28 protein-coding genes and 1 riboswitch are annotated in these 24,997 nt (G+C 64.7%); of the genes, 9 read left to right on the forward strand and 19 right to left on the reverse strand.

The window, feature by feature from the left end:
- Nucleotide 1: 1 nt before the first annotated feature.
- The 7 genes from thiL to nrdR form a co-directional block, all read right to left on the reverse strand.
- Nucleotides 2-955 carry a thiamine-phosphate kinase gene (gene thiL, locus P3C50_RS21805; protein ID WP_275547593.1) on the reverse strand — a complete coding sequence of 318 codons (954 nt, stop codon included), beginning with the start codon at nt 953-955 and terminating at the stop codon, nt 2-4.
- Nucleotides 956-1,045: 90 nt separating this feature from the next.
- Nucleotides 1,046-1,525 carry a transcription antitermination factor NusB gene (nusB, locus tag P3C50_RS21810; protein WP_161867412.1) on the reverse strand — a complete coding sequence of 160 codons (480 nt, stop codon included), beginning with the start codon at nt 1,523-1,525 and terminating at the stop codon, nt 1,046-1,048.
- Nucleotides 1,522-1,998, reverse strand: a complete 477-nt coding sequence (gene ribE, locus P3C50_RS21815) for a 6,7-dimethyl-8-ribityllumazine synthase (protein ID WP_012019761.1) — start codon at nt 1,996-1,998, stop codon at nt 1,522-1,524. The genes nusB and ribE overlap by 4 nt, the downstream gene beginning before the upstream one ends.
- Before the next feature lie 246 nt (nt 1,999-2,244).
- The gene (gene ribBA, locus P3C50_RS21820; RefSeq protein ID WP_275547594.1) at nt 2,245-3,324 is read right to left on the reverse strand and encodes a bifunctional 3,4-dihydroxy-2-butanone-4-phosphate synthase/GTP cyclohydrolase II; all 1,080 of its coding nucleotides are present in this window, start codon (nt 3,322-3,324) and stop codon (nt 2,245-2,247) included.
- Between the two features lie 11 nt (nt 3,325-3,335).
- Entirely contained in the window at nt 3,336-3,998 is a 663-nt protein-coding gene (locus tag P3C50_RS21825; RefSeq protein ID WP_072424492.1) for a riboflavin synthase, read from the reverse strand.
- 126 nt (nt 3,999-4,124) lie between these two features.
- Nucleotides 4,125-4,279, reverse strand: a riboswitch (FMN riboswitch).
- A gap of 63 nt (nt 4,280-4,342) precedes the next feature.
- The gene (gene ribD / locus P3C50_RS21830; protein ID WP_275547595.1) at nt 4,343-5,458 is read right to left on the reverse strand and encodes a bifunctional diaminohydroxyphosphoribosylaminopyrimidine deaminase/5-amino-6-(5-phosphoribosylamino)uracil reductase RibD; all 1,116 of its coding nucleotides are present in this window, start codon (nt 5,456-5,458) and stop codon (nt 4,343-4,345) included.
- Nucleotides 5,455-5,922, reverse strand: a complete 468-nt coding sequence (gene nrdR, locus P3C50_RS21835; protein ID WP_003243991.1) for a transcriptional regulator NrdR — start codon at nt 5,920-5,922, stop codon at nt 5,455-5,457. The genes ribD and nrdR overlap by 4 nt, the downstream gene beginning before the upstream one ends.
- Before the next feature lie 100 nt (nt 5,923-6,022).
- On the opposite strand from nrdR, the gene P3C50_RS21840 reads away from it, so the two are divergent.
- The 3 genes from P3C50_RS21840 to trxA are packed head-to-tail and all read left to right on the forward strand — an operon-like array spanning nt 6,023 to nt 8,046.
- The gene (locus tag P3C50_RS21840) at nt 6,023-6,463 is read left to right on the forward strand and encodes a hypothetical protein (RefSeq protein WP_275547596.1); all 441 of its coding nucleotides are present in this window, start codon (nt 6,023-6,025) and stop codon (nt 6,461-6,463) included.
- The gene (locus tag P3C50_RS21845) at nt 6,460-7,119 is read left to right on the forward strand and encodes a class I SAM-dependent methyltransferase (protein WP_275547597.1); all 660 of its coding nucleotides are present in this window, start codon (nt 6,460-6,462) and stop codon (nt 7,117-7,119) included. Before P3C50_RS21840 ends, P3C50_RS21845 begins: the two co-directional genes overlap by 4 nt.
- A 54-nt stretch (nt 7,120-7,173) precedes the next feature.
- A complete protein-coding gene (gene trxA, locus P3C50_RS21850; RefSeq protein WP_275547598.1) occupies nt 7,174-8,046 on the forward strand; it encodes a thioredoxin in 873 nt (290 codons plus the stop codon).
- Between the two features lie 65 nt (nt 8,047-8,111).
- Here trxA and P3C50_RS21855 read toward each other — a convergent pair whose 3' ends face one another.
- Complete coding sequence (locus P3C50_RS21855; protein WP_275547599.1) at nt 8,112-8,459, reverse strand: hypothetical protein; 348 nt, start codon at nt 8,457-8,459, stop codon at nt 8,112-8,114.
- Nucleotides 8,460-8,572: 113 nt separating this feature from the next.
- Between P3C50_RS21855 and P3C50_RS21860 the strand changes: the two genes are divergently transcribed.
- The 4 genes from P3C50_RS21860 (at nt 8,573) to P3C50_RS21875 (ending at nt 11,774) form a co-directional block, all read left to right on the forward strand.
- Nucleotides 8,573-9,151, forward strand: coding sequence for a DUF2796 domain-containing protein (locus P3C50_RS21860; RefSeq protein WP_275547600.1), 579 nt, complete (start codon nt 8,573-8,575; stop codon nt 9,149-9,151).
- A gap of 74 nt (nt 9,152-9,225) precedes the next feature.
- Entirely contained in the window at nt 9,226-9,933 is a 708-nt protein-coding gene (locus tag P3C50_RS21865; protein WP_197855584.1) for an ABC transporter ATP-binding protein, read from the forward strand.
- Nucleotide 9,934: 1 nt separating this feature from the next.
- Nucleotides 9,935-11,200 carry an ABC transporter permease gene (locus tag P3C50_RS21870; protein WP_275547601.1) on the forward strand — a complete coding sequence of 422 codons (1,266 nt, stop codon included), beginning with the start codon at nt 9,935-9,937 and terminating at the stop codon, nt 11,198-11,200.
- Nucleotides 11,201-11,252: 52 nt separating this feature from the next.
- Nucleotides 11,253-11,774, forward strand: a complete 522-nt coding sequence (locus P3C50_RS21875; protein ID WP_275547602.1) for a DUF3299 domain-containing protein — start codon at nt 11,253-11,255, stop codon at nt 11,772-11,774.
- Nucleotides 11,775-11,904: 130 nt separating this feature from the next.
- Here P3C50_RS21875 and P3C50_RS21880 read toward each other — a convergent pair whose 3' ends face one another.
- The 6 genes from P3C50_RS21880 to P3C50_RS21905 are packed head-to-tail and all read right to left on the reverse strand — an operon-like array spanning nt 11,905 to nt 16,770.
- Nucleotides 11,905-13,002 carry a tetratricopeptide repeat protein gene (locus P3C50_RS21880; protein ID WP_275547603.1) on the reverse strand — a complete coding sequence of 366 codons (1,098 nt, stop codon included), beginning with the start codon at nt 13,000-13,002 and terminating at the stop codon, nt 11,905-11,907.
- Between the two features lie 2 nt (nt 13,003-13,004).
- The gene (locus P3C50_RS21885; RefSeq protein WP_197855588.1) at nt 13,005-13,688 is read right to left on the reverse strand and encodes an energy transducer TonB family protein; all 684 of its coding nucleotides are present in this window, start codon (nt 13,686-13,688) and stop codon (nt 13,005-13,007) included.
- Nucleotides 13,688-14,098 carry an ExbD/TolR family protein gene (locus P3C50_RS21890; RefSeq protein WP_021489595.1) on the reverse strand — a complete coding sequence of 137 codons (411 nt, stop codon included), beginning with the start codon at nt 14,096-14,098 and terminating at the stop codon, nt 13,688-13,690. The genes P3C50_RS21885 and P3C50_RS21890 overlap by 1 nt, the downstream gene beginning before the upstream one ends.
- 11 nt (nt 14,099-14,109) lie before the next feature.
- On the reverse strand, nt 14,110-14,658 hold the full coding sequence (locus P3C50_RS21895; RefSeq protein ID WP_100549131.1) for a MotA/TolQ/ExbB proton channel family protein: 549 nt from the start codon (nt 14,656-14,658) through the stop codon (nt 14,110-14,112).
- Nucleotides 14,651-16,000: a MotA/TolQ/ExbB proton channel family protein gene (locus tag P3C50_RS21900; protein ID WP_275547604.1), complete on the reverse strand. Its 1,350-nt coding sequence runs from the start codon at nt 15,998-16,000 to the stop codon at nt 14,651-14,653. The genes P3C50_RS21895 and P3C50_RS21900 overlap by 8 nt, the downstream gene beginning before the upstream one ends.
- A complete protein-coding gene (locus P3C50_RS21905; protein ID WP_003463253.1) occupies nt 15,997-16,770 on the reverse strand; it encodes a DUF3450 domain-containing protein in 774 nt (257 codons plus the stop codon). Before P3C50_RS21905 ends, P3C50_RS21900 begins: the two co-directional genes overlap by 4 nt.
- A gap of 191 nt (nt 16,771-16,961) precedes the next feature.
- Here P3C50_RS21905 and P3C50_RS21910 point away from each other — a divergent pair, with 191 nt between their 5' ends.
- The gene (locus P3C50_RS21910; protein ID WP_197855591.1) at nt 16,962-17,645 is read left to right on the forward strand and encodes an OmpW family outer membrane protein; all 684 of its coding nucleotides are present in this window, start codon (nt 16,962-16,964) and stop codon (nt 17,643-17,645) included.
- A 55-nt stretch (nt 17,646-17,700) separates the two neighbouring features.
- Here P3C50_RS21910 and P3C50_RS21915 read toward each other — a convergent pair whose 3' ends face one another.
- Genes P3C50_RS21915 through P3C50_RS21930 form a run of 4 tightly spaced genes read right to left on the reverse strand, consistent with a single transcriptional unit; the run spans nt 17,701 to nt 21,413 of the window.
- The gene (locus P3C50_RS21915) at nt 17,701-18,621 is read right to left on the reverse strand and encodes an NAD-dependent epimerase/dehydratase family protein (protein WP_275547605.1); all 921 of its coding nucleotides are present in this window, start codon (nt 18,619-18,621) and stop codon (nt 17,701-17,703) included.
- Complete coding sequence (locus P3C50_RS21920; protein WP_197855593.1) at nt 18,614-19,498, reverse strand: sugar nucleotide-binding protein; 885 nt, start codon at nt 19,496-19,498, stop codon at nt 18,614-18,616. Before P3C50_RS21920 ends, P3C50_RS21915 begins: the two co-directional genes overlap by 8 nt.
- A 19-nt stretch (nt 19,499-19,517) precedes the next feature.
- Nucleotides 19,518-20,009, reverse strand: a complete 492-nt coding sequence (locus P3C50_RS21925) for a single-stranded DNA-binding protein (RefSeq protein ID WP_275547606.1) — start codon at nt 20,007-20,009, stop codon at nt 19,518-19,520.
- An 18-nt stretch (nt 20,010-20,027) separates the two neighbouring features.
- Nucleotides 20,028-21,413 carry an MFS transporter gene (locus P3C50_RS21930; protein WP_275547607.1) on the reverse strand — a complete coding sequence of 462 codons (1,386 nt, stop codon included), beginning with the start codon at nt 21,411-21,413 and terminating at the stop codon, nt 20,028-20,030.
- Nucleotides 21,414-21,604: 191 nt separating this feature from the next.
- Here P3C50_RS21930 and uvrA point away from each other — a divergent pair, with 191 nt between their 5' ends.
- Nucleotides 21,605-24,460, forward strand: coding sequence for an excinuclease ABC subunit UvrA (gene uvrA, locus P3C50_RS21935; RefSeq protein WP_275547608.1), 2,856 nt, complete (start codon nt 21,605-21,607; stop codon nt 24,458-24,460).
- A gap of 70 nt (nt 24,461-24,530) precedes the next feature.
- Here the strand turns inward: uvrA and bfr are convergent, their stop codons facing one another.
- Entirely contained in the window at nt 24,531-24,995 is a 465-nt protein-coding gene (gene bfr / locus P3C50_RS21940) for a bacterioferritin (protein ID WP_275547609.1), read from the reverse strand.
- Nucleotides 24,996-24,997: the final 2 nt, after the last annotated feature.

Consider the following 24,997-nt stretch of genomic DNA (forward strand, 5'->3'; position numbering starts at 1 on the left):
GTCAGAAATGTTGATAGCCGCCACGGGGCGGTTCGATGGGCTGACCTGCAGCATCCAACAACTGTACGCCAGTACCGGCCAGCACACGGCCGATAACCCGCACATCGAGCCAATCGGCCTGTACATCAGCAAGCAACGCTGGCGGTAGGGTAAAGGCCAGGCGGTAATCATCGCCACCACTCAGCGCGCAGGCCCGCGCGTGCTCTTCACCAGCGAACGCACGTAGCGGCGTAGACAGTGGAACTCGCTCCAGTTCGATCTGCAAGGCTACCTGCGAAGCCTCGGCAATATGACCACAGTCGGCTAGCAGCCCGTCGGAAATATCCAGCGCGGCCGTGGCCCGCCCACGCAAGGCCTGGCCCAGGGCCAATTGCGGTTGCGGCGACCAGTAGCGCGCCAGCAGCGCCTCGCGGATTTCATCTGGCGCATTACGCTGCCCCAGTGCCAGTGGCAACGCCCCGGCGGCGTCGCCCAGCTCGCCACCGACACAGAGCAGATCCCCCACCTGCGCACCGCTGCGTAGCAGCGCCTGCCCGCGCGGCACCCGGCCGAACACGGTCAGCGTCAGGCTCAGCGGACCGCGTGTGGTATCGCCCCCGACCAGCGTCATCGAGCAGTTCTGCGCCATCAGCTGCAAGCCGCGAGCGAACGCGGCCAGCCAGGCCTCGCTGACGCTCGGCAGGGTCAGCGCGAGGGTAAAGGCGAGCGGCGTGGCGCCCATGGCGGCCAGGTCGCTGGCAGAGACGGCCAGCGCACGCTGACCGAGGAGAAAGGCATCGCAGGCGTCGGGGAAGTGCACCCCGGCGACCAGCGTATCGGTGGAAACCGCCAACTGTTCGTCGGCTGGCAGCGCCAGCAGCGCGCAATCATCGCCAATGCCACGAACCACGCCGTCGCCACCCTGCGCACAGGGGGCCGCGGCGAAGTAGTGACGAATCAGCTCGAACTCACCCATGTGCGAGCCACGATCCACTGCGCGCCGGCCCTGCAACGCGAGAGCAGGACAGGGGTTGGCGAGATCGTGAACCGAGCATCCGCTAGGGCCTCAACGCTTGTTGGCGTTGACTTCGGCGGCACGCAGCGTAGGCGCAAGCTTGTCGAGGATGCCGTTGACGAACTTGTGCCCGTCGGTGGCACCGAACACCTTGGCCAGCTCGATACCTTCGTTGATCACCACCTTGTAGGGGACGTCGACGCGGTTCTTCAGCTCGTAGGTGGACAGGCGCAGGATGGCCAGCTCGACCGGATCGATCTCTTCCAGCGGGCGATCGAGCAGCGGCGCGAAGGCACCGTCCAGCTCGGTCTTCTGCCGCGGCACGCCGTGCAGGATCTCGTGGAAGTAGGCTCCATCGACCTTGCTGAAGTCATTGTCGACGCGGAACTGCGCCTCGATCTCGTTCAGCGGCTGCCCGGCGATGTGCCAGGAGTACAGGGCCTGCATGGCCAGGGTGCGAGCCTCGCGACGGGCGAGGATCTTGCCGCTGGGGCCCTTCTTGGCCGGCTGGCCGTTACCGGAGTTGCTCACTTGGCCTCCAACTGCGCCAGCAGGCTGACCATTTCCAGGGCAGACAGCGCAGCTTCGGCACCCTTGTTACCTGCCTTGGTGCCGGAACGTTCGATGGCTTGTTCGATGGAGTCGACGGTCAGCACGCCGAAGGCGACCGGTACGCCATATTCCATAGAGACCTGGGCCAGGCCCTTGGTGCACTCGCCGGCGACGTATTCGAAGTGCGGGGTGCCGCCACGGATGACCGCGCCCAGGGCGATGATCGCCGCGTACTCGCCACGCTGAGCGACCTTCTGGGTAACCAGCGGAATCTCGAAGGCACCCGGAGCACGGATGATGGTGATGTCGCTCTCGCTGACACCGTGGCGAACCAGGGCGTCGATGGCGCCGCTGACCAGGCTCTCGACGACGAAGCTGTTGAAACGGCCTACCACCAGGGCGTATTTGCCCTTCGGGGCGATGAAGGTACCTTCGATGGTCTTCAGGGTCATGACGGGTCTCACATGGGTTAAAGAGCCGGAGCGCTTTGCGCTCCGAAAATAAAATTCGTTTGTCGGCGTAGCCCCCTTGCCACCGGCAGAGGGCTCGCTTTCTCCCCTCTCCCGCTTGCGGGAGAGGGGCAGGGGCGGCCCGCGTAGGGAGAGGGTTAGGCGTTGACCACAACACCCTCTCCCGCCCTGCGGGCACCCTCTCCCAGAGGGAGAGGGTCATCAGATGCGGCTCTGTCGAGCCGCTTCTTATTTAGACGGCAGGTATTCTACAACCTCGAGGTCGAAGCCGGATATCGCGTTGAACTTCATCGGCGAGCTCATCAAGCGCATCTTGCGCACGCCCAGGTCGCGCAGAATCTGCGAACCGGCACCCACCGTGCTGTAGGTCGCCGGGTTGGCCGGTTGCTGACGGCCGATCAGCGCCAGCAGCTCAGGGCCGGTCAGCGGGTTGCCGAGCAGCAGCACCACGCCACTGCCCGCCTTGGCCACTTCGGCCATGGCCGCACGCATGCTCCAACGGCCCGGCTGGTTGACCAGGAACAGGTCGCGCAGCGGGTCCATGTTGTGCACGCGCACCAGGGTCGGCTCTTCCGCGCAGACGGTGCCCAGGGTCAATGCCATGTGCGCCGTGTTCTCCACGCCATCACGGTAGGTCACCAGGTTGAACTGGCCCAGCTCGGTGTCCAACGGCTGCTCGCTGATGCGTTCGACGGTGCGCTCGTGGATCAGGCGGTAGTGGATCAGGTCGGCGATGGTGCCAATCTTCAAACCATGCTCTTCAGCGAACTTCTCCAGCTCCGGGCGACGCGCCATGGTGCCGTCGTCGTTCATGATCTCGCAGATCACGCCGCTCGGTTCGAAACCGCCCATGCGCGCCAGGTCGCATGCCGCCTCGGTATGGCCGGCACGCGCCAGCACGCCGCCCGGCTGTGCCATCAACGGGAAAATGTGACCGGGGCTGACGATGTCCTCGGCCACAGCGTTGCGCGCGACCGCAGCCTGCACGGTACGCGCGCGGTCGGCGGCGGAGATGCCGGTGGTCACGCCCTCGGCGGCCTCGATGGAAACGGTGAACTTGGTGCCGAAGCCGGAACCATTGCGCGGCGCCATCAGCGGCAGGTTGAGCAGCTCGCAGCGCTCGCGGGTCATCGGCATGCAGATCAGGCCACGGGCGAAGCGGGCCATGAAGTTGATGTGCTCGGCGGTGACGCATTCGGAGGCGATGATGATGTCGCCTTCGTTCTCGCGATCCTCGTCATCCATGAGGATGACCATCTTGCCGGCGCGGATGTCTTCGATCAGTTCTTCAGCGGTATTGAGCGCCATCGGGCGTCTCCTCAATTCTTCAGGTAGCCGTGTTCGGCGAGAAAGCTTTCGGTGAGGCCCGAGGCCTTGGGCTCGGCGGCCTTGTCGCCGAGCAGCAGGCGTTCCAGGTAACGAGCCAGCAGGTCGACCTCGAGATTGACCTTACGCCCGGCCTGGTAGTCGACCATGATGGTCTCGGCCAGGGTGTGCGGCACGATGGTCAGTTCGAACTCGGCGCCATCGACGGCGTTGACGGTCAGGCTGGTGCCGTCGACGGTGATCGAGCCCTTGTGCGCGATGTACTTGGCCAGTTCGCGCGGGGCGCGCACCCTGAACTGCACGGCGCGGGCATTATCGGCGCGCGAGACGATCTCGCCGACGCCATCGACGTGCCCACTGACCAGATGCCCACCGAGGCGGCTGGTCGGCGTCAGGGCCTTTTCCAGGTTCACCGCGCTGCCGGGCTTGAGATCGACGAAGGCGGTACGCGCCAGCGTCTCGCGGCTGACGTCGGCCCAGAAGCCGTCGCCGGGCAATTCCACGGCGGTCAGGCAGATGCCGTTGACGGCGATGCTGTCGCCGAGCTTGACGTCGCCCAGGTCGAGTTTGCCGGTGGCCACGTAGACGCGCACGTCGCCGCCCTTGGGCGTCATGGCGCGGATGCTGCCGATGGCTTCGATTATGCCGGTGAACATACGCCCTCCGGTTTCACGTTGAAGGTATTGCTGAACAGCATGGACGAACTCCTGTTTTGGTCAAAAACAGGGCAATGCCGATCGATAGGGATTTCACGGACACGCAAAAGGCGCCCGAGGAGGGAATCCCGCTCTCTCTTTATCCGGACTATACCGTCGGCCCCGGAATCGCACCGGGTCTGCTGGACCTCGTCCGGCAGATGCCATGACGAGCGCTCGCGGGCTAGGTTCTGCGAACCATTACCGCCGGTGGGGAATCTCACCCCGCCCTGAGAACGTTGCGGCCATATGAAATGGCCGCGTTGCGTTGTACCACATTTGCAACCGTAACGCATGGCCCCGCGCTAGGCGGTCTTCGGTACGGCGGTGACCTGCCAGTCTTCGCCAACGGCGCGGATATCTAGGATGCGCAGTTCCGTCGCCTCGGCCATGTGATCGAGCGGCAGCTCGAACAATGGCCGTGCGCTGGAACCCAGCAACTTGGGCGCGACGAAGATGCGGTACTCGTCCACCAGCCCGGCACGGGCGAAGGCGCCAGCCAGACGCGGCCCGGCCTCGACCAGCACCTCGTTGACGCCGCGCACGGCCAGCTCCTGCATCAGTTTGCGCAAGTCGACATGGCCATCGCTGCCCGGCACGGCAAGCAGTTCGTGGCCGTCCGCCTGGTAGCGATCAGGAGCGATGGCGACAGCGCAGGTCGCCACCAGAGCAGAGCCGACCTGGAAGAAGGTTTGGTCCAACGGCACACGCAGGCGGCCATCGATCAGCACGCGCAGCGGCGGGCGACGCTGCGCCAGGGCGGTCAACTCGGCATCAAGCCCCAGCTCTTCGGGGCGCACGGTCAGCCGTGCATCATCGGCCAGCACGGTGTCCGCGCCACTGAGCACCACGCTGGACTGCGCGCGTAAACGCTGCACCTCGGCGCGCGCTGCCGGCCCGGTGATCCACTGGCTTTCGCCGCTGGCCATCGCCGTACGGCCATCCAGGCTCATCGCCGACTTGACCCGCACGAACGGCAGGCCACTTTCCATGCGTTTGATGAAGCCGACATTGAGCGCCCGCGCCTCGGCCTCCAGCACGCCGGACAGCACTTCGATTCCGGCATTGGCCAGGCGCAACAGGCCACGCCCGGCGACTTGCGGGTTGGGATCCTGCATCGCCGCGACCACCCGACCGACACCCGCTGCGACCAGCGCATCGGCGCAGGGCGGCGTACGCCCGTGGTGGCTGCAGGGCTCCAGGGTCACGTAGGCGGTGGCACCGCGCGCCCGCTCACCGGCCTGGCGCAGGGCGTGCACCTCGGCGTGCGGCTCGCCAGCCCGGGCATGCCAGCCCTCGCCGACGATCTCGCCGTCACGCACGATGACGCAGCCAACCCGGGGATTCGGATGGGTGGAATAAAGGCCTTTGCGCGCCAGCTTAAGGGCGCGCGCCATAAACAAGTGGTCGCGCTCGTTCATCGGCTTTTCGACGGCTCGCGGGCCAGACGCTCAATTTCTTCGCGGAATTCGTTGAGATCCTGGAAGCGCCGATACACCGAGGCGAAACGAATGTAGGCCACCTCGTCGAGTTTGCTCAGCTCGGTCATCACCAGTTCGCCCAGCACCAGCGACTTCACCTCGCGCTCGCCAGTGGCCCGCAGCTGCTGCTTGATGCGGGCGATGGCCTCTTCCAGGCGCTCGACGCTGACCGGGCGTTTCTCCAGCGCGCGCTGCATGCCGGCGCGCAGCTTCTCTTCATCGAAGGGCTGGCGGCTGCCGTCCTGTTTGATCAGACGTGGCATCACCAGCTCGGCGGTTTCGAAGGTGGTGAAACGCTCGCCGCAGGCCACGCATTCGCGGCGGCGGCGGACCTGGTCGCCCTCGGCGACCAGACGGGAATCGATGACCTTGGTGTCGTTGGCGGCGCAGAAGGGACAATGCATGGCAGGCGCGGGCTGTTGGCGGCAAAGGCGTCATGGTAGCGCATAGAGGCAGCAAGACAAATTAAGCTATGGCAACGCACCTTCGAGAGCAGAACCTGCCATGAACCGATACCTGTCCTTCCTGCCTGTGGCGTTGAGCGGCCTGCTCGCCGCCTGTGCCAGCGAACCCACGGCTACCACACCGCCTGCCACTCCAACGCCGACTGAGACCGAAGCCAGTACGCCCATCGTCCAAGGGCCCGGCCTGCGCGGCGAGTTGATTGGCGTGGCCGCGGGCGCCGATGTCGATCTGGCGCTGCTGGGCGTGGATATGCGCGGCCGGCCGCGTGCCCTGCTCGGTCAGATCCATCTGCGTGGCAACGGCGAAGCGCTGCCATTTCATCTGCCGGTGAGCGACCGGCAGGTACCGCAGGATCTACGCCTGGAACTGCGCGGCCGGGTCAGCCAGTCTGGGCGCCTGGTGCAACGCCTGCCGGCACGCACCATCGTCGAGTTAAGCGACCAGGATCTGGGGGCGCTGCATCTGGTGCCGGCGCCATGAAGCCACCGGAAGTGCTGCAGCAGGCGCTGAGCGAACTGCTCGGCGATGCCCGCCTGGTGGCCGAAACCCTGCCGGGTACCGATATCGCCTTATGGCTGATCGATGCCAGCAACATGGATCGCGCCTTCAACGCCGAGGAAACCCAGCGCATTCTCGAAGAGCCGCCCTACTGGTGCTTCTGCTGGGCCAGCGGCCTGGTGCTGGCGCGCTGGCTGGCCGAGCGTCCCGATTGGGTGCGCGGCAAGCGCGTACTGGATTTTGGCGCAGGCTCCGGCGTGGCGGCGATTGCCGCTGCCAAGGCCGGCGCCGCCGAGGTGGTGGCCTGCGACCTCGACCCCGTGGCACTGGCCGCCTGTCGCGCCAATGCCGAACTCAATGGCGTGACGCTGAACTACTCGGAAGATTTCTTCGCCGAGGCGGACCGCTACGACCTGATTCTGGTAGCCGACGTGCTCTACGACCGCGCCAATCTGCCGTTGCTGGACCACTTCCTCAGCCGTGGGCGTCAGGCGCTGGTGGCCGACTCGCGGGTCAAGGACTTCCAGCATCCGCTCTACCAGCGCCTGGCCCTGCTGGAGGGCTGCACCTGGCCGGATCTGGCCGAGCCTGCGGAATTTCGCGAGGTCAGTCTGTATCACGCGGCGCGCCCCTTGTAACCGCGCACCGCTGCCCGCATTAATAGACCATTGCCCTGCTTTTCGAGACCGACCATGAGCGACTCCCCTTACATCTTCGACATCTCCGGCGCCGCCAGCTTCGAGCAACTGGTGATCGAGAACTCCTTTCACAAACCGGTGCTGGTGGACTTCTGGGCGGAATGGTGCGCCCCGTGCAAGGCACTGATGCCGATGCTGGCTAAGATCACCGAGGAATACGCCGGTGAGCTGCTGCTGGCCAAGGTCAACTGCGACATCGAGCAGGACATCGTCATGCGCTTCGGCATTCGCAGCCTGCCCACCGTGGTGCTGTTCAAGGACGGCCAACCGGTGGATGGCTTCGCCGGCGCCCAGCCGGAAGCGGCGATCCGCGAGATGCTAAAGCCCCACGTTGCCGAGCCGGCTCCGGCTGCTGCCGACCCGATGGAAAGCGCCCAGGTCCTGTTCGCCGAAGGTCGCTTCGCCGAGACCGAGGCGCTGCTCAAGCAGGTGCTGACCGAAGACAACGAGAATGCAGGCGCGCTGATTCTCTACGCACGCTGCCTGGCTGAACGCGGCGAGCTGGGTGAGGCCGAGGTGGTACTCGACGCCGTGAAGGGCGACGAGCACAAGCAGGCACTGGCTGGCGCCAGGGCACAGCTGACCTTCCTGCGCCAGGCCGCCGACCTGCCTGACGCAGCCACGCTGAAAAGCCGCCTGGCGCAAAATGCCGAGGATGACGAGGCGGTTTATCAACTGGCCGTGCAACAACTGGCGCGCCAGCAGTACGAAGCCGCGCTGGATGGTCTGCTCAAGCTGTTCGTGCGCAACCGCAGCTACGCTGAGGGCCTGCCGCACAAGACATTGCTACAGGTATTCGACCTGCTTGGCGGCGATCATCCGCTGGTCACCAGCTACCGCCGCAAGCTGTATCAGGCGATCTACTGAGAGCAGCGGCAAGCCTCAAGCTGCAAGCGGAATCAGGAGCCATGCGTCCTCTTGTAGCTTGCAGCTTACTGCTGCTCTTGCCAGTGATAGATCGGCGCGTCCGCGCCTGTTTCCATGCGAATCTGCGCGCAGTGGCGCAGGCGCACCAGCAGGCGTTTGCCCGCGGCCTCCCCGCCGGCCAGCGCCGCCAGTTGCGCCATCAGTCGCGGCCCTTCCACCTGCCCGGCATCACGCACCAGCTGCAAGGCGGTCTGCCACAGGGCATCACCCGCATCTAGCGTAGGGGCCGACACAGCCGCGTTGGCAGCCGGCGCGACAGCAACCTGTTGCGCCAGTTGCGCCCAGTCCTCGGCATCCAGCTTCAGTGTCAGGTCTACCGGCCAATCGCCGATTCGCCCACGAATTCGTACCATGTTCAGCCTCCAGTCAGGAATTACCATGCTCCCACGGCAGCGGCAGGCTGGCCAGTTCGTCATAAAAGTTGTTATAACGTAACAACTAAATCGCACCCACGCTGGAGACAACCATGCGCCACCTGCTGCTCGCCCTGCCCTTTGCCCTGCTGCCTCTGGTCGCCGCCCAGGCGCATGAACACGGCCACGACCATGATCACCACCACGACAGCCTGGGCGCCCACGAGCACGGCGTCGCCAGCCTCAACGCTGCGTTGGACGGCAACCTGCTGGAGCTGCAGCTGGAAAGCCCGGCGATGAACCTGGTCGGTTTCGAGCATGCCGCCAAGAGCGATGCCGACAAGACCAAGGTCGCCGCCGCCAAGCGCGAGCTGGAGCAGCCCATCGCGCTGTTCGCACTCAACAGTGGTGACTGCAAGGCCACCGAAGTGGAACTGGAAAGCCCATTGTTCGGCGACGCTGACCACGACCACGACCACGACCACGACCATCATGATCATGAAGGCGAACACAGCGACATCCACGCGCACTATCGCTTCGAGTGCGCCAAGGCCAACGAATTGAAACAACTGGATCTCGCCGAACTGTTCAAACGCTTCCCCGCCACCGAGAAGATTCAGGTACAACTGATCGGCCCGAACGGCCAGCAGGGCGTGGAGCTGACGCCGGCGCAGCCACGTCTGAGCTTCTGACCTGCCACGTCCCATTGCCGGAGTGAGCGCCCCTCGCTCCGGCATGAGCGCCTTCCCCCGACTCGCAGTAGACAATGACCGAACCTCTGATCGAACTCGCCAATCTCGGCTTCGCCTGGCCCGGCCAGGCGCAGCTGCTGGATATTCCCACCTTCACCCTGGCGCGCGGTGAAACCCTGTTCCTCAAAGGCCCCAGCGGCAGCGGCAAGACCACCCTGCTTGGCCTGCTCGGCGGCGTACAACGTGCGCAAAGCGGCCATATCCGCCTGCTCGGCCAGGATCTGGGCCAACTCTCCGCCGGCGCCCGCGACCGCTTTCGCGTCGATCACACCGGCTACATTTTTCAGCAGTTCAACCTGCTGCCATTTCTTTCCGTACGCGAGAACGTCGAGCTGCCCTGCCGCTTCTCGCGTCTGCGTGCCGAGCGCGCACGCCAGCGCCACGGCAGCATCGATGCGGCCGCCGCGGCGCTGCTCGACCATCTCGGCCTGCGCGCCGACCTGCTCGGCCGCCGCGCCGATGAGCTGTCCATCGGCCAACAGCAACGCGTTGCCGCCGCCCGGGCGCTGATCGGCCAGCCGGAGCTGGTGATCGCCGACGAGCCAACCTCGGCATTGGACTTCGACGCACGCGAGGCCTTCCTACAATTGCTCTTCGCCGAGTGCCGCGCTGCCGGCGCCAGCCTGCTGTTCGTCAGCCACGACCAGAGCCTGGCTCAGCTGTTCGACCGTAACCTGTCACTGGCCGAACTCAACCGCGCCGCCAAGCCCGTCGAGGTCTGAGATGCATCTTCTTCGCATAGCCATGGCCAGCCTGGCCAACCGCCGTTTCACCGCGCTGCTCACTGTGTTCGCCATCGCCCTGTCGGTCTGCCTGTTGCTGGCCGTAGAGCGTGTGCGCACCGAAGCCCGCGCCAGCTTCGCCAATACCATCAGCGGCACCGACCTGATCGTCGGCGCCCGCTCGGGCAGCGTGAACCTGCTGCTGTACTCGGTATTCCGCATCGGCAACGCCACCAACAACATCCGCTGGGACAGCTTCGAGCGCTTCGCCAATCACCGCCAGGTCAAGTGGGCCATTCCCATCTCACTGGGCGACTCGCATCGCGGCTACCGGGTTATGGGCACCAGCACCGCCTATTTCGAACACTACCGTTACGCCCGCAGCCAGGCGTTGCAGCTGGCCGAAGGCCGCGCCTTCGCCGACGATCCCTTCGAAGTGGTGCTAGGCGCAGAAGTGGCGCAGGCACTGGGCTACGACCTCGGCGAAAAGATCGTCCTGGCTCATGGCGTCGCCACCATCAGCCTGGTCAAGCATGACGACAAACCCTTCACCGTGGTCGGCATCCTCGAGCGCACCGGTACGCCGGTCGACCGCACCCTGCACATCTCCCTGGCCGGGATGGAAGCACTGCACGTCGATTGGCAGAACGGCATGCCGGCCCGCGGAGATGCGCGGGTCAGCGCCGATCAGGCGCGCACCATGGACCTGCAACCCAAGCAGATCACCGCCTTCATGCTCGGCCTCAATAGCAAGATCGCCACGTTCAGCCTGCAACGCGAGATCAACGAGTTCCGTGGTGAGCCACTGCTGGCGATTCTCCCAGGCGTAGCGCTGCAAGAGCTATGGAGCCTGATGGGGACCGCCGAGCAGGCACTGTTCGTGGTCTCGCTGTTCGTCGTGCTGACCGGTCTGATCGGTATGCTCACGGCGATTCTCACCAGCCTCAACGAGCGGCGCCGGGAGATGGCCATCCTGCGTTCGGTCGGCGCACGCCCCTGGCATATCGGCAGCCTGCTGGTGTTGGAAGCCTTCGCCCTGGCATTGGCCGGCGTAACCTTCGGTGTCGCGCTGCTGTACCTGGGCATCGCCGGCAGTCAGGGCTTCGTACAGGCCAACTACGGCCTGTACCTGGCCCTCAATGCCCCGTCCACTTACGAATGGAAACTGCTGGGCAGCATTCTCGCCGCGGCCGTGGCGATGGGCAGTGTGCCGGCCTGGCGCGCCTATCGGCAGTCACTCGCCGACGGCTTGTCGATACGCCTGTAAAGCGCGATTCGCCTGTACACTGTGCAGGCGAATCACTGCACAGAGGTAATCCATGTTCCGCCCCCTGCTCGCCAGCCTGCTGCTGACGCTGGCCCTGCCGCTGGCCGCCGCCGATGTGCGCGAAATCACCTGGTCCGATCTGATCCCGCCGGATGCGCCGCCGCAGGTCATCGACCCGACCCCGATTCACGACCTCTCGCAACTGGCCGATGCCCTGGCCGAATCCGGTCCGGCAGCCATGCAGCAATCGCCGGCCGCGCCGGTGGTCAAGGAGCTCAACGGCCAGGCGGTGAAACTGCCGGGCTATATCGTGCCGCTGGACGTGACCGACGAAGGCCGCGTGGTGGAATTCCTGCTGGTGCCCTACTTCGGCGCCTGCATTCACGTGCCGCCACCGCCCTCGAACCAGATCGTCCACGTTACCAGCGAGCTGGGTGTACTGCTCGATGCGCTGTACCAGCCGTTCTGGGTGGAAGGTCCGCTGAAAACCGAGCATGTCAGCAGCGAGCTGGCCGAGGTCGGTTACCAGATGGAAGCGGACAAGATCTACGCCTACGAACTGCCCGATAGCTGATCTTCGTAGGAGCGGCTTCAGCCGCGAAAAGATTCGCGGATAAATCGGAACGCCGCCCGCCGCGCCTACAAATACCTCTCCAAAGAAAAAGCCAGACATCAAGTCTGGCTTTTTCATATCCGTATCATCGTCAGCTACGACTGGCGACCCGATTTTCCCGCTCGAAGCGCAATTCGCTTTCTGCCCACTGGCGCCAGGAACGCACCTTGGCGCGCTCGGCACCGCCACGTTCGGCGCGCGCCAGCGCATCCAGGCCGGCCTGCCAGCGCGACTGCTCCAGTTCCAGCTGCGCGACGTACAGCCAATGCTTGCCGTTGCCACTGCGCTCGGCCAGCGGGCGCAGCACGCGCACCGCCGCAGAACGATCACGCGCCTGCCACCAGAACAGCCCGAGGCGCTCCTGACGGGCAGCGGTGTTGGCCAGCAGACCACTGTCGAGCATGCCGGCGAGCAGCTTGGCGCCTTGCCAGGGCTGATCGGCGGCGCCGGCCAGCAGCACCAGGTTGTCCAGTTCCGACTCGCTGAAACGCAGGCCCTTGCTGTGCGCCGCACGCAGGGTCGCCAGCGCCTTGTCGTTACTGCCGGCCATCTGCTGCAGACCGGCCAGTTGGCGCCAGCCCTTGGCATCGTTCGGCTGGCGCGCCAGCAACTGACGCTGCCAGCGCTCGGCCTGGGCATAGCGCTTCAGATCGGCATTGGCGCCCACCAGAAACTGCAGCCAGATGTCCGCGGCTTTGGGGTTGGCCTGCACGTAACGCTCAGCCAGCGGCAACGCCTTGGCCGGCTGATTCATGCCCTGATAAGCCTGCACCAGCATCTGCAGCACTTCCTTGGAGGCACTGCCCTGATTAGGAGCCAGCAGCTCGACGACCTTGGCGTACCGGCGCTCACCCAGGTTGAGCTTGGCCAGGTTGAGACGCTCGCCAGCCAGCATCTCGTCGTCCAGCTTGCCGCTGCGCAGGGCCTTCTCCAGCCACTCGATGGCCTGACCGTTGTTGCCGGCCGACCAGGCCACGTAGGCCTTGCTGCGCCAGATCAGCGCCTCTTCGAGACTGCCGCTCTTGGCCTGGACCTCATCCAGCGCGCGCCGCGCCGCGCTGTAATCGCCCTTTTGCTGAGCGGCCTGCGCCGCATTCAGGGCCTTGAACACGGCCGGGTCGACGGTCTGTTGGGCCATACCGGGCACGGCCGCGGTACTGAGCATCACGAGCAACAACCAACGGTACATGGTCAGCTCCTTTCCAGACGGAAGTAGAGGGTCTTCACCGCTTCGCGGTCCACCGCCAGGCCGCCTTCGGTACGCGGCGCAAAGCGCCAGCGTGCCGCGGCACGACGTGCTTCGCGCTCGAATACGTTACGCGGGTTGGCTTCCAGCACGCGGATGTTCTCCACACTGCCGGAGCGATTGATGGTGAAAGCCAGTTTGACGAAACCTTCGATGCCACGCTGCAGCGCATAGCGCGGATATTCCGGGCGCACGTCGTTGAGCGGCATGACTTCGCTTTCCATCCCGCCCATCTGCCCGCCGGATTCGGCGGCCTCGCTCGGCGGCGTCGGTGCCGGAGCACCCGGCGCAAGGCCGGACAGGCTCGGTGCCGGCGCGCTGTTGACGGCGATACCGCTGGCCAGGCTTGGCAGCTGGATGTCCAGCGCCGGCAGGTTGGCACTCGGCGTGGCCGTTTGCGGGGTCGGCGGCGTGGGTGGCTGTGGCGTTTGCGGCGTCGGTGGCTGCGGCGCCTGCTGCCGCGTGCGGCTGGCGGTCTCGCTGGCGTTACCGTCCATACGCACGAAATTGGCCACACTGACCGGGTCCTGGCTTACCTTGGCGCTCGGCGGCGCGACCATGTACAGCATCAGGGCGAAAAGCCCCAAGGCCATCAGGCAGGCGCCGAGAAAAGACAGCGGCAGGCGCATCAGTTGACTCCGCTACCGGCAGCCAGGGCGACATCCTGCACACCGGCCAGACGTGCCTGATCCATCACCTGAACCACCAGGCCGGTACGCGCATCCTGGTCGGCCTGCACCACTACCGCACCTTCCGGCTGGTCGACCCGCATGCGCTCGACGTGCGCACGCACGCTGCGGATATCCACCGGCTGCTTGTCCATCCAGATCTGCCCGTCGGCGGTGACGGCGATGAGGATGTTGCCCTTGTCCTGCGGGCTGGCGGTCTCCGCCTGCGGGCGCTGCACCTCGACCCCGGACTCGCGGATAAAGGAGCTGGTGACGATGAAGAAGATCAGCATGATGAAGACCACGTCGAGCATCGGCGTAAGGTCGATGCCGGTGTCTTCGTCCTGCTGGTGGTGACGACGCATTCTCATGTTGGGCGATCTCAGTCGTGACGCAGCTGGTCGGCCAGCCGCTCGATGGCCTGGCTGGCTTCGCGTTCGAGACGCGCCAGGCTGAACAATCCAGGAATGGCCAGGACCATGCCGGCCATGGTCGGCAGGGTCGCCTGCCAGACGCCAGCGGCCATGCCGCGTGGGTTACCGGTACCGTTGAGGGCGAGCACGTCGAACACCGCGATCATGCCGAGCACGGTGCCAAGCAGGCCCAGCAGCGGATACAGCGCCACCAGGGTCTTGCCCAGGCGCAGCGGCGCTGCCAGTTGCTGACGCGCCTGCGCCAGCCAGGCCAGGCGCACGGCGCGCTGCCAGTTGCCGTTGTCATCGGCGAGCACCTGTTGCCAGGCTTCGCGACGCTCCTGAACCCAGCGCGGAAAAATCCTGCGCATGTACCAGAAGCGCTCGAACACCAGCGTCCAGAACACCACGCAGAGCACCGCCAGCGCCCACATCACCACGCCGCCGGCGCTCATGAAGTCGAGCAGTGCATAGGCACTGTCGACCGCACGCAGCCAGAAGGCGAACAGGTCAGTCACGGCGCGGTGCTCCCGACAGGTGCAGGGCGATCAGGCCGGCGCTCTGCTGCTCCAGAATCTGGATCAGGCCCTTGCTGCGACTGGCCAGCAGGCTGTGCAGGAACAGCAGCGGAATGGCCACCACCAGGCCCAGAACGGTGGTCACCAGCGCCTGGGAGATACCATCAGCCATCAGGCGCGAGTCGCCGCCACCGCTCTGGGTGATGGCCTGGAAGGTCACGATCATGCCGGTCACGGTGCCCAGCAGGCCGAGCAGCGGCGCCACAGCGGCCAGCAGCTTGAGCAGGCCCTGGCCTTTTTCCAGCGGCGGCGTTTCCTGCAGGATCGCTTCGTCGAGCTTTAGCTCGAGGGTTTCCAGATCAGCCAGTTGCGGCTTGGCGCCCAGCACGCCGATCACGCGACCCAACGGGTTGTCGGCCCGCGGTGCGCTGAGGTCGTGCATCTGCGCCTTGACGCCACTGCCGACGCGGCCCAGATAGACCATGCGCCAGATGGCCAGAAGCAGACCGAAGGCGCCCAGCACGACGATCACCCAGCCGACCAGGCCACCCTGCTGCAGGCGATCCCACAGCGTCGGCTCCTGCTGCAGCTGCGCCAGCAGGCTGCCACGGCTCGGGTCGATGGGCAGCGTGGCGAGGGCGTCGCTGCTGCCCAGGTAGTCCTGGACCTGGCCCAGGCCGGACGGCTGACGCGGCGGCGCCACCAGTTGCCCGGCGTCGGCGTCGTAACGCAGGAAGGCATCCTCGCCATACACGGCGAAGGCGCCAACGCGCAGCACCTGCTGCTCCTGACGCGAACCATCGGCATTTACCACCGGCAGCTGCAGGCGCTCGATACGGCCGCTGGCGGCCAAGTCTTCGAGCAGCAGCATCCAGTAGCCGTCAAGATCCTCGGCGGACGGCAGCGAGCGACTTTCGGCCAGCGCCTTGAGGCGCTTCAGGCGCTCGGGATACTGGGCGTTGAGCAGGCTGTCCTGCCATTGCCCGGCGACGTCGCCGGCACTCTGGCGCACCACACCGAACAGCTCGCCAAGGTGGCCGACACGCTGCGCCAGCAGTTTTTCCTGCTCGGCCAGTTCGGCTTCCTGACGGTCGAATTCGGCTTTGAGGCGCTCGCTTTCGGCCTTCTGGGTATTCAGCGCGGAACGCGCGGTGGCCAGCAACTGGGCCTGCTCGCCGCGCTTGGCGAGGAACGCCTGCTCGCGCTCCTGCATGGCGCTGACTTCGGCGGCGCGCTCGCTGCGGATGCGCTGCAGCAGTTGATCGGGGTTGAGGGTTTCGGCCACGGCGGCCAGTGCCGGCAACAGGCTGAGCGCCAGTACGGCTACAACACGACGACTCATTGTGCGGCCTCCTCGGCCAGGGTCTTGATCGGCAGGGACAGCACGGCGGGCGCCTGTTGCTGACGGGCGATGGCGATGGCCTGGGTCAGCGGACGACGCGCGCTGCCGTCGAGCACTTCCCATGCCTTGGTCTGCGGGTTCCACCAGCCGCTCTCGTGCGCATCGAGGGTCTGGTAATAGAGCATGCTGCGGCCAAGGCGTAGGAATTCAACGCTGCGCGAACCACCGTCGGCCTGGTTCAGCTCGCCACGCCAGGCTTCGAGCGTACGGCCATAATCGCTCTCGATCTGATAGGCCTCGAGGATGCGGCGGTATTTGTCGGCCAGGCTGACGTCGGCGCGCGGCAGCAGATCCTGCAATTGCGCCAGCCGGTCTTCACGCTCTTCGGGCAGGAACGGCAGGTCGGCGGCGATGAATTCTCCCAGCACCTCGACCATCTTGACCATCTGCGGGCTCACCGCCTCCTGGGTACGTTCGATGCCATCGAGCTGCTTCTGATAACTGGCCAGCTCCTGGCGCTGGGCTTCGACCAGATCACGAAGTTGACTGTTATAACCTTTCAAAGCCTCAGCCTGCTGCAAGGCATTTCGGTACTCGGTCAGCATCTCACGGCTGGCGTCATCCAGCTGCTCGACACGGCCCTGCGAGGCTTTTGCCTCGGCGGCCAGGCGCTGACTTTCATCGAGCGCGGCATCCAGCGGCGCAGCAGCCAGCGAGCCGCTGGCCAACATCAGGGCCACGGCCAGGGAACGGAGGGGGAAGCGATTCATGCGCAAAGGGTCCTCAACAGACGGGCTTGCCTCAAAAAGAGAAACATTATCATCTAGAGATGCATTTGAAGCAATGGACAAAACACCGCAGCAGAGCCCGTCGATCTATTGAGCCAGGTCAAAAAGTGGATTGTTGCTTGGCTTAGCATTGATTTCAGCCAAGACACAACCGACTCGAATTGGAGCTCGCTATGTACAAGTCACTGTTCACTGCCTCACTGCTGGCCCTGGCCATCGCTGCACCCATCGCTCAGGCTCACCAGGCTGGCGACATCATCGTCCGCGCCGGCGCCATCACCGTCGATCCGCATGAGGACAGCGGCAACATCGATCACGCCGTACTGGGCAAAGTCGCTGGCAGCGGCGCGACCCTGAACAGCGATACCCAGCTGGGCCTGAACTTCGCCTACATGGTCACCGACAACTTCGGCATCGAATTGCTGGCAGCCACACCTTTCAGCCATGACGTCGGTGTCAAGGGCATGCCGGGCGCCTTTGCCGGCCTGAACGGCAAGCTGGGCAGCCTAAAGCACCTGCCGCCGACCATCAGCGCCGTCTACTATCCGCTGGACAAGAGCTCGGCCTTCCAGCCCTACGTCGGTGTCGGTATCAACTACACCTGGTTCTTCGATACCGAACTGAGCAGCGAAGCCGAAGCCAAGGGTTTCCGCGGCCTGGACATGAAAGACTCCTGGGGCCTGGCCGGACAGATCGGCATGGACTACATGCTGAGCGACAACCTGATGCTCAACGCCCAGGTGCGCTACATCGATATCGATACCACCGGCACCACTCACCTGGCCGGCGACAAGGTCAAGGTGGATGTGGACGTCGATCCATTCGTCTACATGGTCGGCCTGGGTTACAAGTTCTGATAGACCACGCAGAAACGAGAAAGCCGGCGAATGCCGGCTTTTTCATGGGTTCGATTCACTGCCCGAGCAATTGACGCAACCCTTCATGCAGCGGCGTCTGCTGCGGCATACGGTAGTGCGCCTGCAAACGCGTATTGTCGGCGCGCGAGTGTCGGATATCGCCAGCACGCGCCGGCAAATGCGTCACCTGCGGCAGACCGCCGCAAAGCGCACCGATCTCCGTCAGCAGCTGGTTGAGACTGACGGCCTGCTTCCAGCCAACATTGACCGGCTGCTCGACAAACTCACCGAGCAGGCCCTGCAACAGCAGCTCGATCAGATCGCCGACATAAAAGAAATCACGGGTCTGCTCGCCGTCGCCAAAGACACTGATCGGCAGCCCCTGCTGCGCCCGCTGGGTGAAAATACTGATCACCCCGGAGTATGGCGACGATGGATCCTGGCGCGGCCCGAAGATATTGAAGAAACGAAATACCGCTGGTTCCAGCGCGTGCTGACGGCGATAGAAATCCAGGTAGTGCTCGCTGGCGAGCTTATCGGCCGCATAGGGCGTTAATGGCGCCTTAGCGGTGACCTCGTCGATCGCGACGCCTTCACCGTTGTTGCCATAGATCGCCGCACTGGAGGCATAGATCACACGTCGCACGCCGTGCTGACGCATGGCCTCGCAGATATTCAGGGTACCGATGAAGTTGCTCTGATGCGTCGCTACCGGATCATCCACCGAAGCCTGCACCGATGCTACCGCAGCCAGATGCGCCACGGCGGAACAGCCCGCGACCGCGCGGGCGACCACCTCGGCATCGGCGACGTCACCTTCGATGAAGTGCAATCGCGGATTGTCCAGCGGCAGGTTGCTGCTCTTGCCCATGGACAAATTGTCCAGCGCACGCACGCTGTGGCCAGCCGCCAGCAAGGCATCGACCAAGTGCGAACCGATAAAGCCGGCGCCGCCGGTTACAAGAATTTCAGCCATGACGGTAATAACGGTCCAGCAGGCTCGGCAAACCGGAACGCCAGGCGCGTGGTTTGATGCCGAAAGTGTGAAGAATCTTCTTGCAGGCCAGCACCGCGTGCTGCGGCTCGTCGGCAGCATCCGGGCGAGCGGCGTGGGCCTGGGGCGCGACATCCTCGACCAGGTTGCTGCGATAGTGACGCGCCTCGCTCAGTACCGCCTGCCCCAGGCTCAGCGACGTGCTGGCCTCGTGACCACCGTAATGATAGGTGCCCCACAGGGGCGACTCGCAATCGAGCTGCTTGAGTACCGCCAGAAGCACCCGTGCGGCATCGTCCACCGGAGTGGGGTTGCCGCGCCGATCATCGGCGAGATACAGCGCCTCGTCACGCTCGGCGCGCAGCAGAAAGCGCCCCAGCAGCCCTTCACGGCTGTCATCGAGCAACCAGCCGAAGCGCAGCAGCACATGACGCGGACAGATCGCCCGTACGCTCTGCTCCAGCCGCCACAGTGCCTGGCCACGCAGCCCCAGAGGTACCGGCTCTTCCTTTTCGCTATAGGCGGTGACGCGCGAACCATCGAACACGCGGTAGCTGGACGGCTGCAGCAGCACGATAGAGTGGTGCTGGCACAGCTCGGCCAGACGCTCCACCGCGCGTTCCTGGGTTTGCAGACGCGACTCGGCCACCGACTCGGCCTGGAACCAGTCGAAGTAGTAAGCCAGGTTGATCAGCGCATCCGGGCGGGTATCGTCGAGCAGCTCGGTCAGGCTGGCAGCATCCCAGCCCTCTTCCGGCGGACGTGGCGCAAGGAAGCTGATGTCTTCCTCGGCGCCAAGACGGATCAGCGCTTGCCCCAGGGCACTACCGCCGCCCAGCAGCATCAGGCGCATTCGCATAGGCTAGAGCCCGCTCAGATCAGAACGGGATGTCGTCATCGAAACTGTCGTAGTCAGGTGCTGGCTGGGCCTGCTGCGGCGCCGGGCGCTGCTGACGCGGGGCCTGTTGCTGCTCGCGCTGCGGGGCCGGACGCGATTGGCGCGGCGCACCGCCTTCATCACCGCTCGGACGACCGCCCAGCAGCTGCATGGTGCCCTGCATGTCAACGATGATCTCGGTGGTGTAGCGCTTGATGCCGTCCTTTTCCCACTCGCGGGTCTGCAGCTTACCTTCGATGTACACCTGCGAACCCTTGCGCAGGTATTCGCCGGCGATCTCGGCGACCTTTCCGAACAGCGCGACGCGGTGCCATTCGGTCTTCTCGACCTTCTGCCCGGTCTGCTTGTCGGTCCACTGCTCGCTGGTGGCCAGGCTCAGGTTGGTCACCGCGTTGCCGCTGGGCAGGTAGCGTGTTTCCGGGTCCTGGCCGCAGGTGCCGACCAGAATGACTTTGTTAACCCCACGGGCCATAACGTTCTCCTAGGCTACTCACGCCGCGGGCGCCGATGCGATCAGGCGCTCCACTGACGTGCGATCCACTTGTTGGGTATCGACTTTGATATAGATGGCCGCTTCGTCGACCACCACCACGGCGTCCGCCACTCCCGGCGTCGCCTTGAGGCGTTCGACCAGTCCGACATCGGCCAGTGCCGCGGCATCGAGCGGCAGGCGCAAACTGGTCACGTACGGCGGTTCGCGCATAGTAACAGCAATGGCCAGCCAAATTGCACAGAGCACGGCACAGCCGATGAACACACCGCCCAACCCCACATGCTGGTACAGCCAGCCACCGAGAATGCCGCCCAGCGCGGCACCGAGGAACTGACTGGTTGAGTAAACGCCCATCGCCGTGCCCTTGCCGCCCGCCGGCGCAACCTTGCTGACCAGCGACGGCAGCGAGGCCTCGAGCAGGTTGAAGGCAGTGAAGAACACCACAATGCCCAGCACCAGCGTGCGCAGACTGTTGCCGAAGAGGGCGAAGTAAAGCTCGCAGAGCAGCAACACCGTTACTGCCCCGAGCAATACGCGCTTCATCTGACGCTTCTTCTCTCCGTAGATGATGAACGGCACCATGCCGAAGAAACCGATCAACAGCGCGGTGAGATAGACCCACCAGTGTTCTTCCTTGACCAGCCCGCCCTGCTCCACCAGCGCCAGCGGCAAGGCGACGAAACTCGCCATCAGCACCGCATGCAGGGCCAGGATGGCGAAGTCCAGACGCAGCAGGTCGCCATGCTTGAGAGTCGGCCACAGCGCCTGCGCCGCCACACCGGACTCGCGATGCTGCAGCGGCCCGGCATCTTTCGGCACGATGCCGGCGACGATCAGGATACCGAGCAACGCCAGCGCCCCGGTGGCCCAGAACAACCCGGACAGGCCGAAGGCACGGGTCAGCAGCGGGCCGACCACCATGGCCACGGCGAACGACAGGCCGATGCTCATGCCGATCATGGCCATAGCCTTGGTCCGATGCTGTTCGCGGGTAAGGTCAGAGAGCAGCGCCATTACTGCCGCGGAAATCGCTCCGGCACCCTGCAACACGCGCCCGGCGATCACGCCCCAGATCGAGTCGGCATTGGCCGCCAGCACGCTGCCGGCGGCGAAGATCAGCAGACCGACATAGATCACCGGACGTCGGCCGATTCGATCGCTGATGATGCCGAAGGGAATTTGCAGCACAGCCTGAGTCAAACCATAGGCACCGATGGCCAGACCGATCAGCGCAGGCGTACTGCCGGACAAGTCCATGCCGTAGGTGGCCAGCACCGGCAAAACCATGAACATACCCAGCATACGAAACGCGAACACCATGGCCAGGCCGCCGGCCGCGCGGGTCTCGCTACTACTCATGCGCTCGCTGTGCGGATCGTGCATCGGATAAATCCTGAGGAAATCAGCCGGCGATTCTAGCAGCAGGCGCCGTTTCGGCACAGGCGCACACTTTGCCGCAGGGTAGCAGCAAGCCCTATACTCGACCGTTTTCCGCCCGCCCAGCGAGGCCCGTTGCAAGCCGCCAGCGTTTGATGCGGCAGTGGCAACACAGACAGCTTTCAGAGGTTCCCTAAGTGGACAAAATCCTGATCCGTGGGGCACGTACCCACAACCTCAAGAACATCGACCTGACCCTGCCGCGCGACAAGCTGATCGTGATCACCGGCCTGTCCGGCTCCGGCAAGTCCTCGCTGGCGTTCGACACCCTGTACGCCGAAGGCCAGCGCCGCTACGTCGAGTCGCTGTCGGCCTATGCCCGGCAGTTCCTGTCGATGATGGAAAAGCCCGACGTCGATACCATCGAAGGCCTGTCACCGGCGATTTCCATCGAGCAGAAGTCCACTTCGCACAACCCACGCTCGACCGTCGGCACCATCACCGAGATCTACGACTACCTGCGCCTGCTCTACGCCCGCGTCGGCACGCCGCGCTGCCCGGATCACGACGTACCGCTCGAAGCGCAGACCGTCAGCCAGATGGTCGACCAGGTGCTGGCCCTGCCCGAAGGCCGCAAGCTGATGCTGCTGGCACCGGTGATCCGCGAGCGCAAGGGCGAACACCTGTCGGTGTTCGAGGAACTGCGCGCGCAGGGCTTCGTCCGCGCCCGGGTCAACGGCAAGCTGCATGAGCTGGACGAACTGCCCAAGCTGGACAAGCAGAAGAAGCACTCCATCGACGTGGTGGTGGATCGCTTCAAGGTCCGCGAGGACCTGCAGCAGCGCCTGGCCGAATCCTTCGAGACCGCGCTTGGCCTGGCCGACGGCATCGCCCTGATCGCCCCAATGGACGAGGAAGGCGAAGAGATCATCTTCTCCGCGCGCTTCGCCTGCCCGCACTGCGGCCACTCGATCAGCGAGCTGGAGCCCAAGCTGTTCTCCTTCAACAACCCGGCCGGCGCCTGCCCCACCTGCGACGGTCTGGGCGTGAAGCAGTTCTTCGACGGCAAACGCCTGGTCAATGGCGAGCTGACCCTGGCCGAGGGCGCCATCCGCGGCTGGGACCGGCGCAACGTCTACTACTTCCAGATGCTGGGTTCGCTGTCCAATCACTACGGTTTCAGCCTGGAAAAGCCGTTCGACGACCTGAGCGCCGAACACCAGAAAGTCATCCTTTTCGGCAGCGGCACGCAGAGCGTCGACTTCAAGTACCTCAATGACCGCGGCGATATCGTCAAACGCTCGCACCCCTTCGAGGGCATCATCCCCAACCTCGAGCGACGTTATCGCGAGACCGAGTCGAACAGCGTGCGCGAGGAGCTGGCCAAGTTCCTCAGCACCCAGCCCTGCCCCGATTGCCGCGGCACGCGCCTGCGCCGCGAGGCACGGCACGTCTGGGTCGGCGAGAAAACCCTGCCGGCGGTGACCGGCCTGCCCGTCGGCGATGCCTGTGAGTATGTCGCCGGCCTGCACCTGACCGGCCGCCGCGGCGAGATCGCCGAAAAGATTCTCAAGGAAATACGTGAGCGTCTGCAATTCCTGGTCAACGTCGGCCTCGACTACCTCACCCTGGATCGCAGCGCCGATACCTTGTCCGGCGGTGAAGCGCAGCGCATCCGCCTGGCCAGCCAGATCGGCGCCGGCCTGGTGGGCGTGATGTACATCCTCGACGAGCCCTCCATTGGCCTGCACCAGCGCGACAACGAACGCCTCCTGGGCACCCTCAATCACCTGCGTAACCTGGGCAACACGGTGATCGTGGTCGAGCACGACGAAGACGCCATTCGTATGGCCGACTATGTCGTCGACATCGGCCCGGGCGCTGGCGTGCATGGCGGGCGCATCGTCGCCGAAGGCACGCCGGACGAGGTGATGGATCACCCCGACTCGTTGACCGGCAAGTACCTGTCCGGCCGCGAGAAGATCCGTTATCCGGCGCAGCGCACCGTGCGCGACAAGAAAAAACTGCTCAAGCTCAAGGGTGCGCGGGGCAACAACCTGCGCAATGTCGATCTGGAGATTCCGGTGGGCCTGCTCACCTGCGTCACCGGCGTGTCCGGCTCGGGCAAGTCGACGCTGATCAACAACACCCTGTTTCCACTGACCGCCACGGCATTGAACGGGGCGACGACCTTGGAAGCGGCGCCGCACGACTCGTTCGACGGCCTGCAGCACCTGGACAAGGTGGTCGACATAGATCAGAGCCCGATCGGCCGTACGCCGCGCTCCAACCCGGCCACCTACACCGGCCTGTTCACGCCGATCCGCGAACTCTTCGCCGGCGTGCCGGAGTCGCGCTCGCGCGGCTACGGGCCGGGGCGTTTCTCCTTCAACGTCAAGGGTGGGCGCTGCGAGGCATGCCAGGGCGACGGCGTGATCAAGGTCGAGATGCACTTTCTGCCGGACATCTACGTGCCGTGCGACGTGTGCAAGGGCAAGCGCTACAACCGCGAAACCCTGGAAGTGAAGTACAAGGGCAAGAGCATCACCGAGGTGCTCGACATGACCATCGAGGAGGCGCGCGCCTTCTTCGATGCCGTGCCGGCCATCGCCCGCAAGCTGCAGACGCTGATGGACGTGGGGCTGTCCTACATCAAGCTGGGCCAGTCGGCGACCACCCTCTCCGGCGGCGAGGCGCAGCGGGTCAAGCTGAGTCGCGAACTGAGCAAGCGCGACACCGGCAAGACCCTGTACATTCTTGACGAGCCGACCACCGGCCTGCATTTCGCCGATATCCAGCAACTGCTCGACGTGCTGCACCGCCTGCGCGACCACGGCAACACCGTGGTGGTGATCGAACACAACCTGGACGTGATCAAGACCGCCGACTGGCTGGTGGATCTCGGCCCCGAGGGCGGCTCGAAGGGCGGCATGATCATCGCCACCGGCACCCCGGAAGAAGTGGCGGCCAACCCGGCGTCGCACACCGGGCACTTCCTCAAGCCGTTGCTGGAAAGAGACAGCGACAAGCGACAAGCCTCAAGCAGCAAGTAAGAGCAGAAACGAAAAGCCAGAGCATGAGCTCTGGCTTTTTTCTTGTGGCTTGCAGCTTGAAGCTTGTCGCTTACATCTGACTTTGCAGGTACTTCTCCAGCCCCAGTTTGTCGATCAGCTGCAGCTGGATTTCCAGCCAATAGGCGTGATCTTCCTCGGTGTCCTTGAGCTGCAGCAGCAGGATGTCGCGGGTCTGGTAATCCTGATGCTTTTCGCAAAGCTCGATGCCCTTGCTCAGGGCCGCACGCACTTCGTACTCCAGGGCCAGATCCAGCTTCAGCGCCTCGGGCACGGTCTGCCCGAACGTGAAGGCGTTGGGCACCATGTCCGGCACGCCCTCAAGGAAAATGATGCGCTTGAGCAACGCATCGGCGTGCTGGGTTTCCTCTTCCATCTCGTGATTGATGCGTTCGTAGAGCTTGCCGAAGCCCCAGTCCTCATACAGCCGTGAGTGGATGAAATACTGGTCACGAGCGGCCAGCTCGCCTTTGAGCAGATGCTTGAGATAGTCGACGACTTCGGTGTGGCCTTTCATGC

This window comes from Pseudomonas sp. Marseille-Q0931, assembly GCF_940789645.1.
GTDB lineage: Bacteria > Pseudomonadota > Gammaproteobacteria > Pseudomonadales > Pseudomonadaceae > Aquipseudomonas.

Bases quoted from the DNA above. Each gene is read 5' to 3' on its own strand.
- thiL (WP_275547593.1), bottom strand. From the start codon at position 955: ATGGGTGAGTTCGAGCTGATTCGTCACTACTTCGCCGCGGCCCCCTGT.
- ribE (WP_012019761.1), bottom strand. From the start codon at position 1,998: ATGACCCTGAAGACCATCGAAGGTACCTTCATCGCCCCGAAGGGCAAA.
- ribBA (WP_275547594.1), bottom strand. From the start codon at position 3,324: ATGGCGCTCAATACCGCTGAAGAACTGATCGAAGACATCCGCGCCGGC.
- P3C50_RS21825 (WP_072424492.1), bottom strand. From the start codon at position 3,998: ATGTTCACCGGCATAATCGAAGCCATCGGCAGCATCCGCGCCATGACG.
- ribD (WP_275547595.1), bottom strand. From the start codon at position 5,458: ATGAACGAGCGCGACCACTTGTTTATGGCGCGCGCCCTTAAGCTGGCG.
- nrdR (WP_003243991.1), bottom strand. From the start codon at position 5,922: ATGCATTGTCCCTTCTGCGCCGCCAACGACACCAAGGTCATCGATTCC.
- P3C50_RS21840 (WP_275547596.1), top strand. From the start codon at position 6,023: ATGAACCGATACCTGTCCTTCCTGCCTGTGGCGTTGAGCGGCCTGCTC.
- P3C50_RS21845 (WP_275547597.1), top strand. From the start codon at position 6,460: ATGAAGCCACCGGAAGTGCTGCAGCAGGCGCTGAGCGAACTGCTCGGC.
- trxA (WP_275547598.1), top strand. From the start codon at position 7,174: ATGAGCGACTCCCCTTACATCTTCGACATCTCCGGCGCCGCCAGCTTC.
- P3C50_RS21855 (WP_275547599.1), bottom strand. From the start codon at position 8,459: ATGGTACGAATTCGTGGGCGAATCGGCGATTGGCCGGTAGACCTGACA.
- P3C50_RS21860 (WP_275547600.1), top strand. From the start codon at position 8,573: ATGCGCCACCTGCTGCTCGCCCTGCCCTTTGCCCTGCTGCCTCTGGTC.
- P3C50_RS21865 (WP_197855584.1), top strand. From the start codon at position 9,226: ATGACCGAACCTCTGATCGAACTCGCCAATCTCGGCTTCGCCTGGCCC.
- P3C50_RS21870 (WP_275547601.1), top strand. From the start codon at position 9,935: ATGCATCTTCTTCGCATAGCCATGGCCAGCCTGGCCAACCGCCGTTTC.
- P3C50_RS21875 (WP_275547602.1), top strand. From the start codon at position 11,253: ATGTTCCGCCCCCTGCTCGCCAGCCTGCTGCTGACGCTGGCCCTGCCG.
- P3C50_RS21880 (WP_275547603.1), bottom strand. From the start codon at position 13,002: ATGTACCGTTGGTTGTTGCTCGTGATGCTCAGTACCGCGGCCGTGCCC.
- P3C50_RS21885 (WP_197855588.1), bottom strand. From the start codon at position 13,688: ATGCGCCTGCCGCTGTCTTTTCTCGGCGCCTGCCTGATGGCCTTGGGG.
- P3C50_RS21890 (WP_021489595.1), bottom strand. From the start codon at position 14,098: ATGAGAATGCGTCGTCACCACCAGCAGGACGAAGACACCGGCATCGAC.
- P3C50_RS21900 (WP_275547604.1), bottom strand. From the start codon at position 16,000: ATGAGTCGTCGTGTTGTAGCCGTACTGGCGCTCAGCCTGTTGCCGGCA.
- P3C50_RS21905 (WP_003463253.1), bottom strand. From the start codon at position 16,770: ATGAATCGCTTCCCCCTCCGTTCCCTGGCCGTGGCCCTGATGTTGGCC.
- P3C50_RS21910 (WP_197855591.1), top strand. From the start codon at position 16,962: ATGTACAAGTCACTGTTCACTGCCTCACTGCTGGCCCTGGCCATCGCT.
- P3C50_RS21915 (WP_275547605.1), bottom strand. From the start codon at position 18,621: ATGGCTGAAATTCTTGTAACCGGCGGCGCCGGCTTTATCGGTTCGCAC.
- P3C50_RS21920 (WP_197855593.1), bottom strand. From the start codon at position 19,498: ATGCGAATGCGCCTGATGCTGCTGGGCGGCGGTAGTGCCCTGGGGCAA.
- P3C50_RS21925 (WP_275547606.1), bottom strand. From the start codon at position 20,009: ATGGCCCGTGGGGTTAACAAAGTCATTCTGGTCGGCACCTGCGGCCAG.
- P3C50_RS21930 (WP_275547607.1), bottom strand. From the start codon at position 21,413: ATGCACGATCCGCACAGCGAGCGCATGAGTAGTAGCGAGACCCGCGCG.
- bfr (WP_275547609.1), bottom strand. From the start codon at position 24,995: ATGAAAGGCCACACCGAAGTCGTCGACTATCTCAAGCATCTGCTCAAA.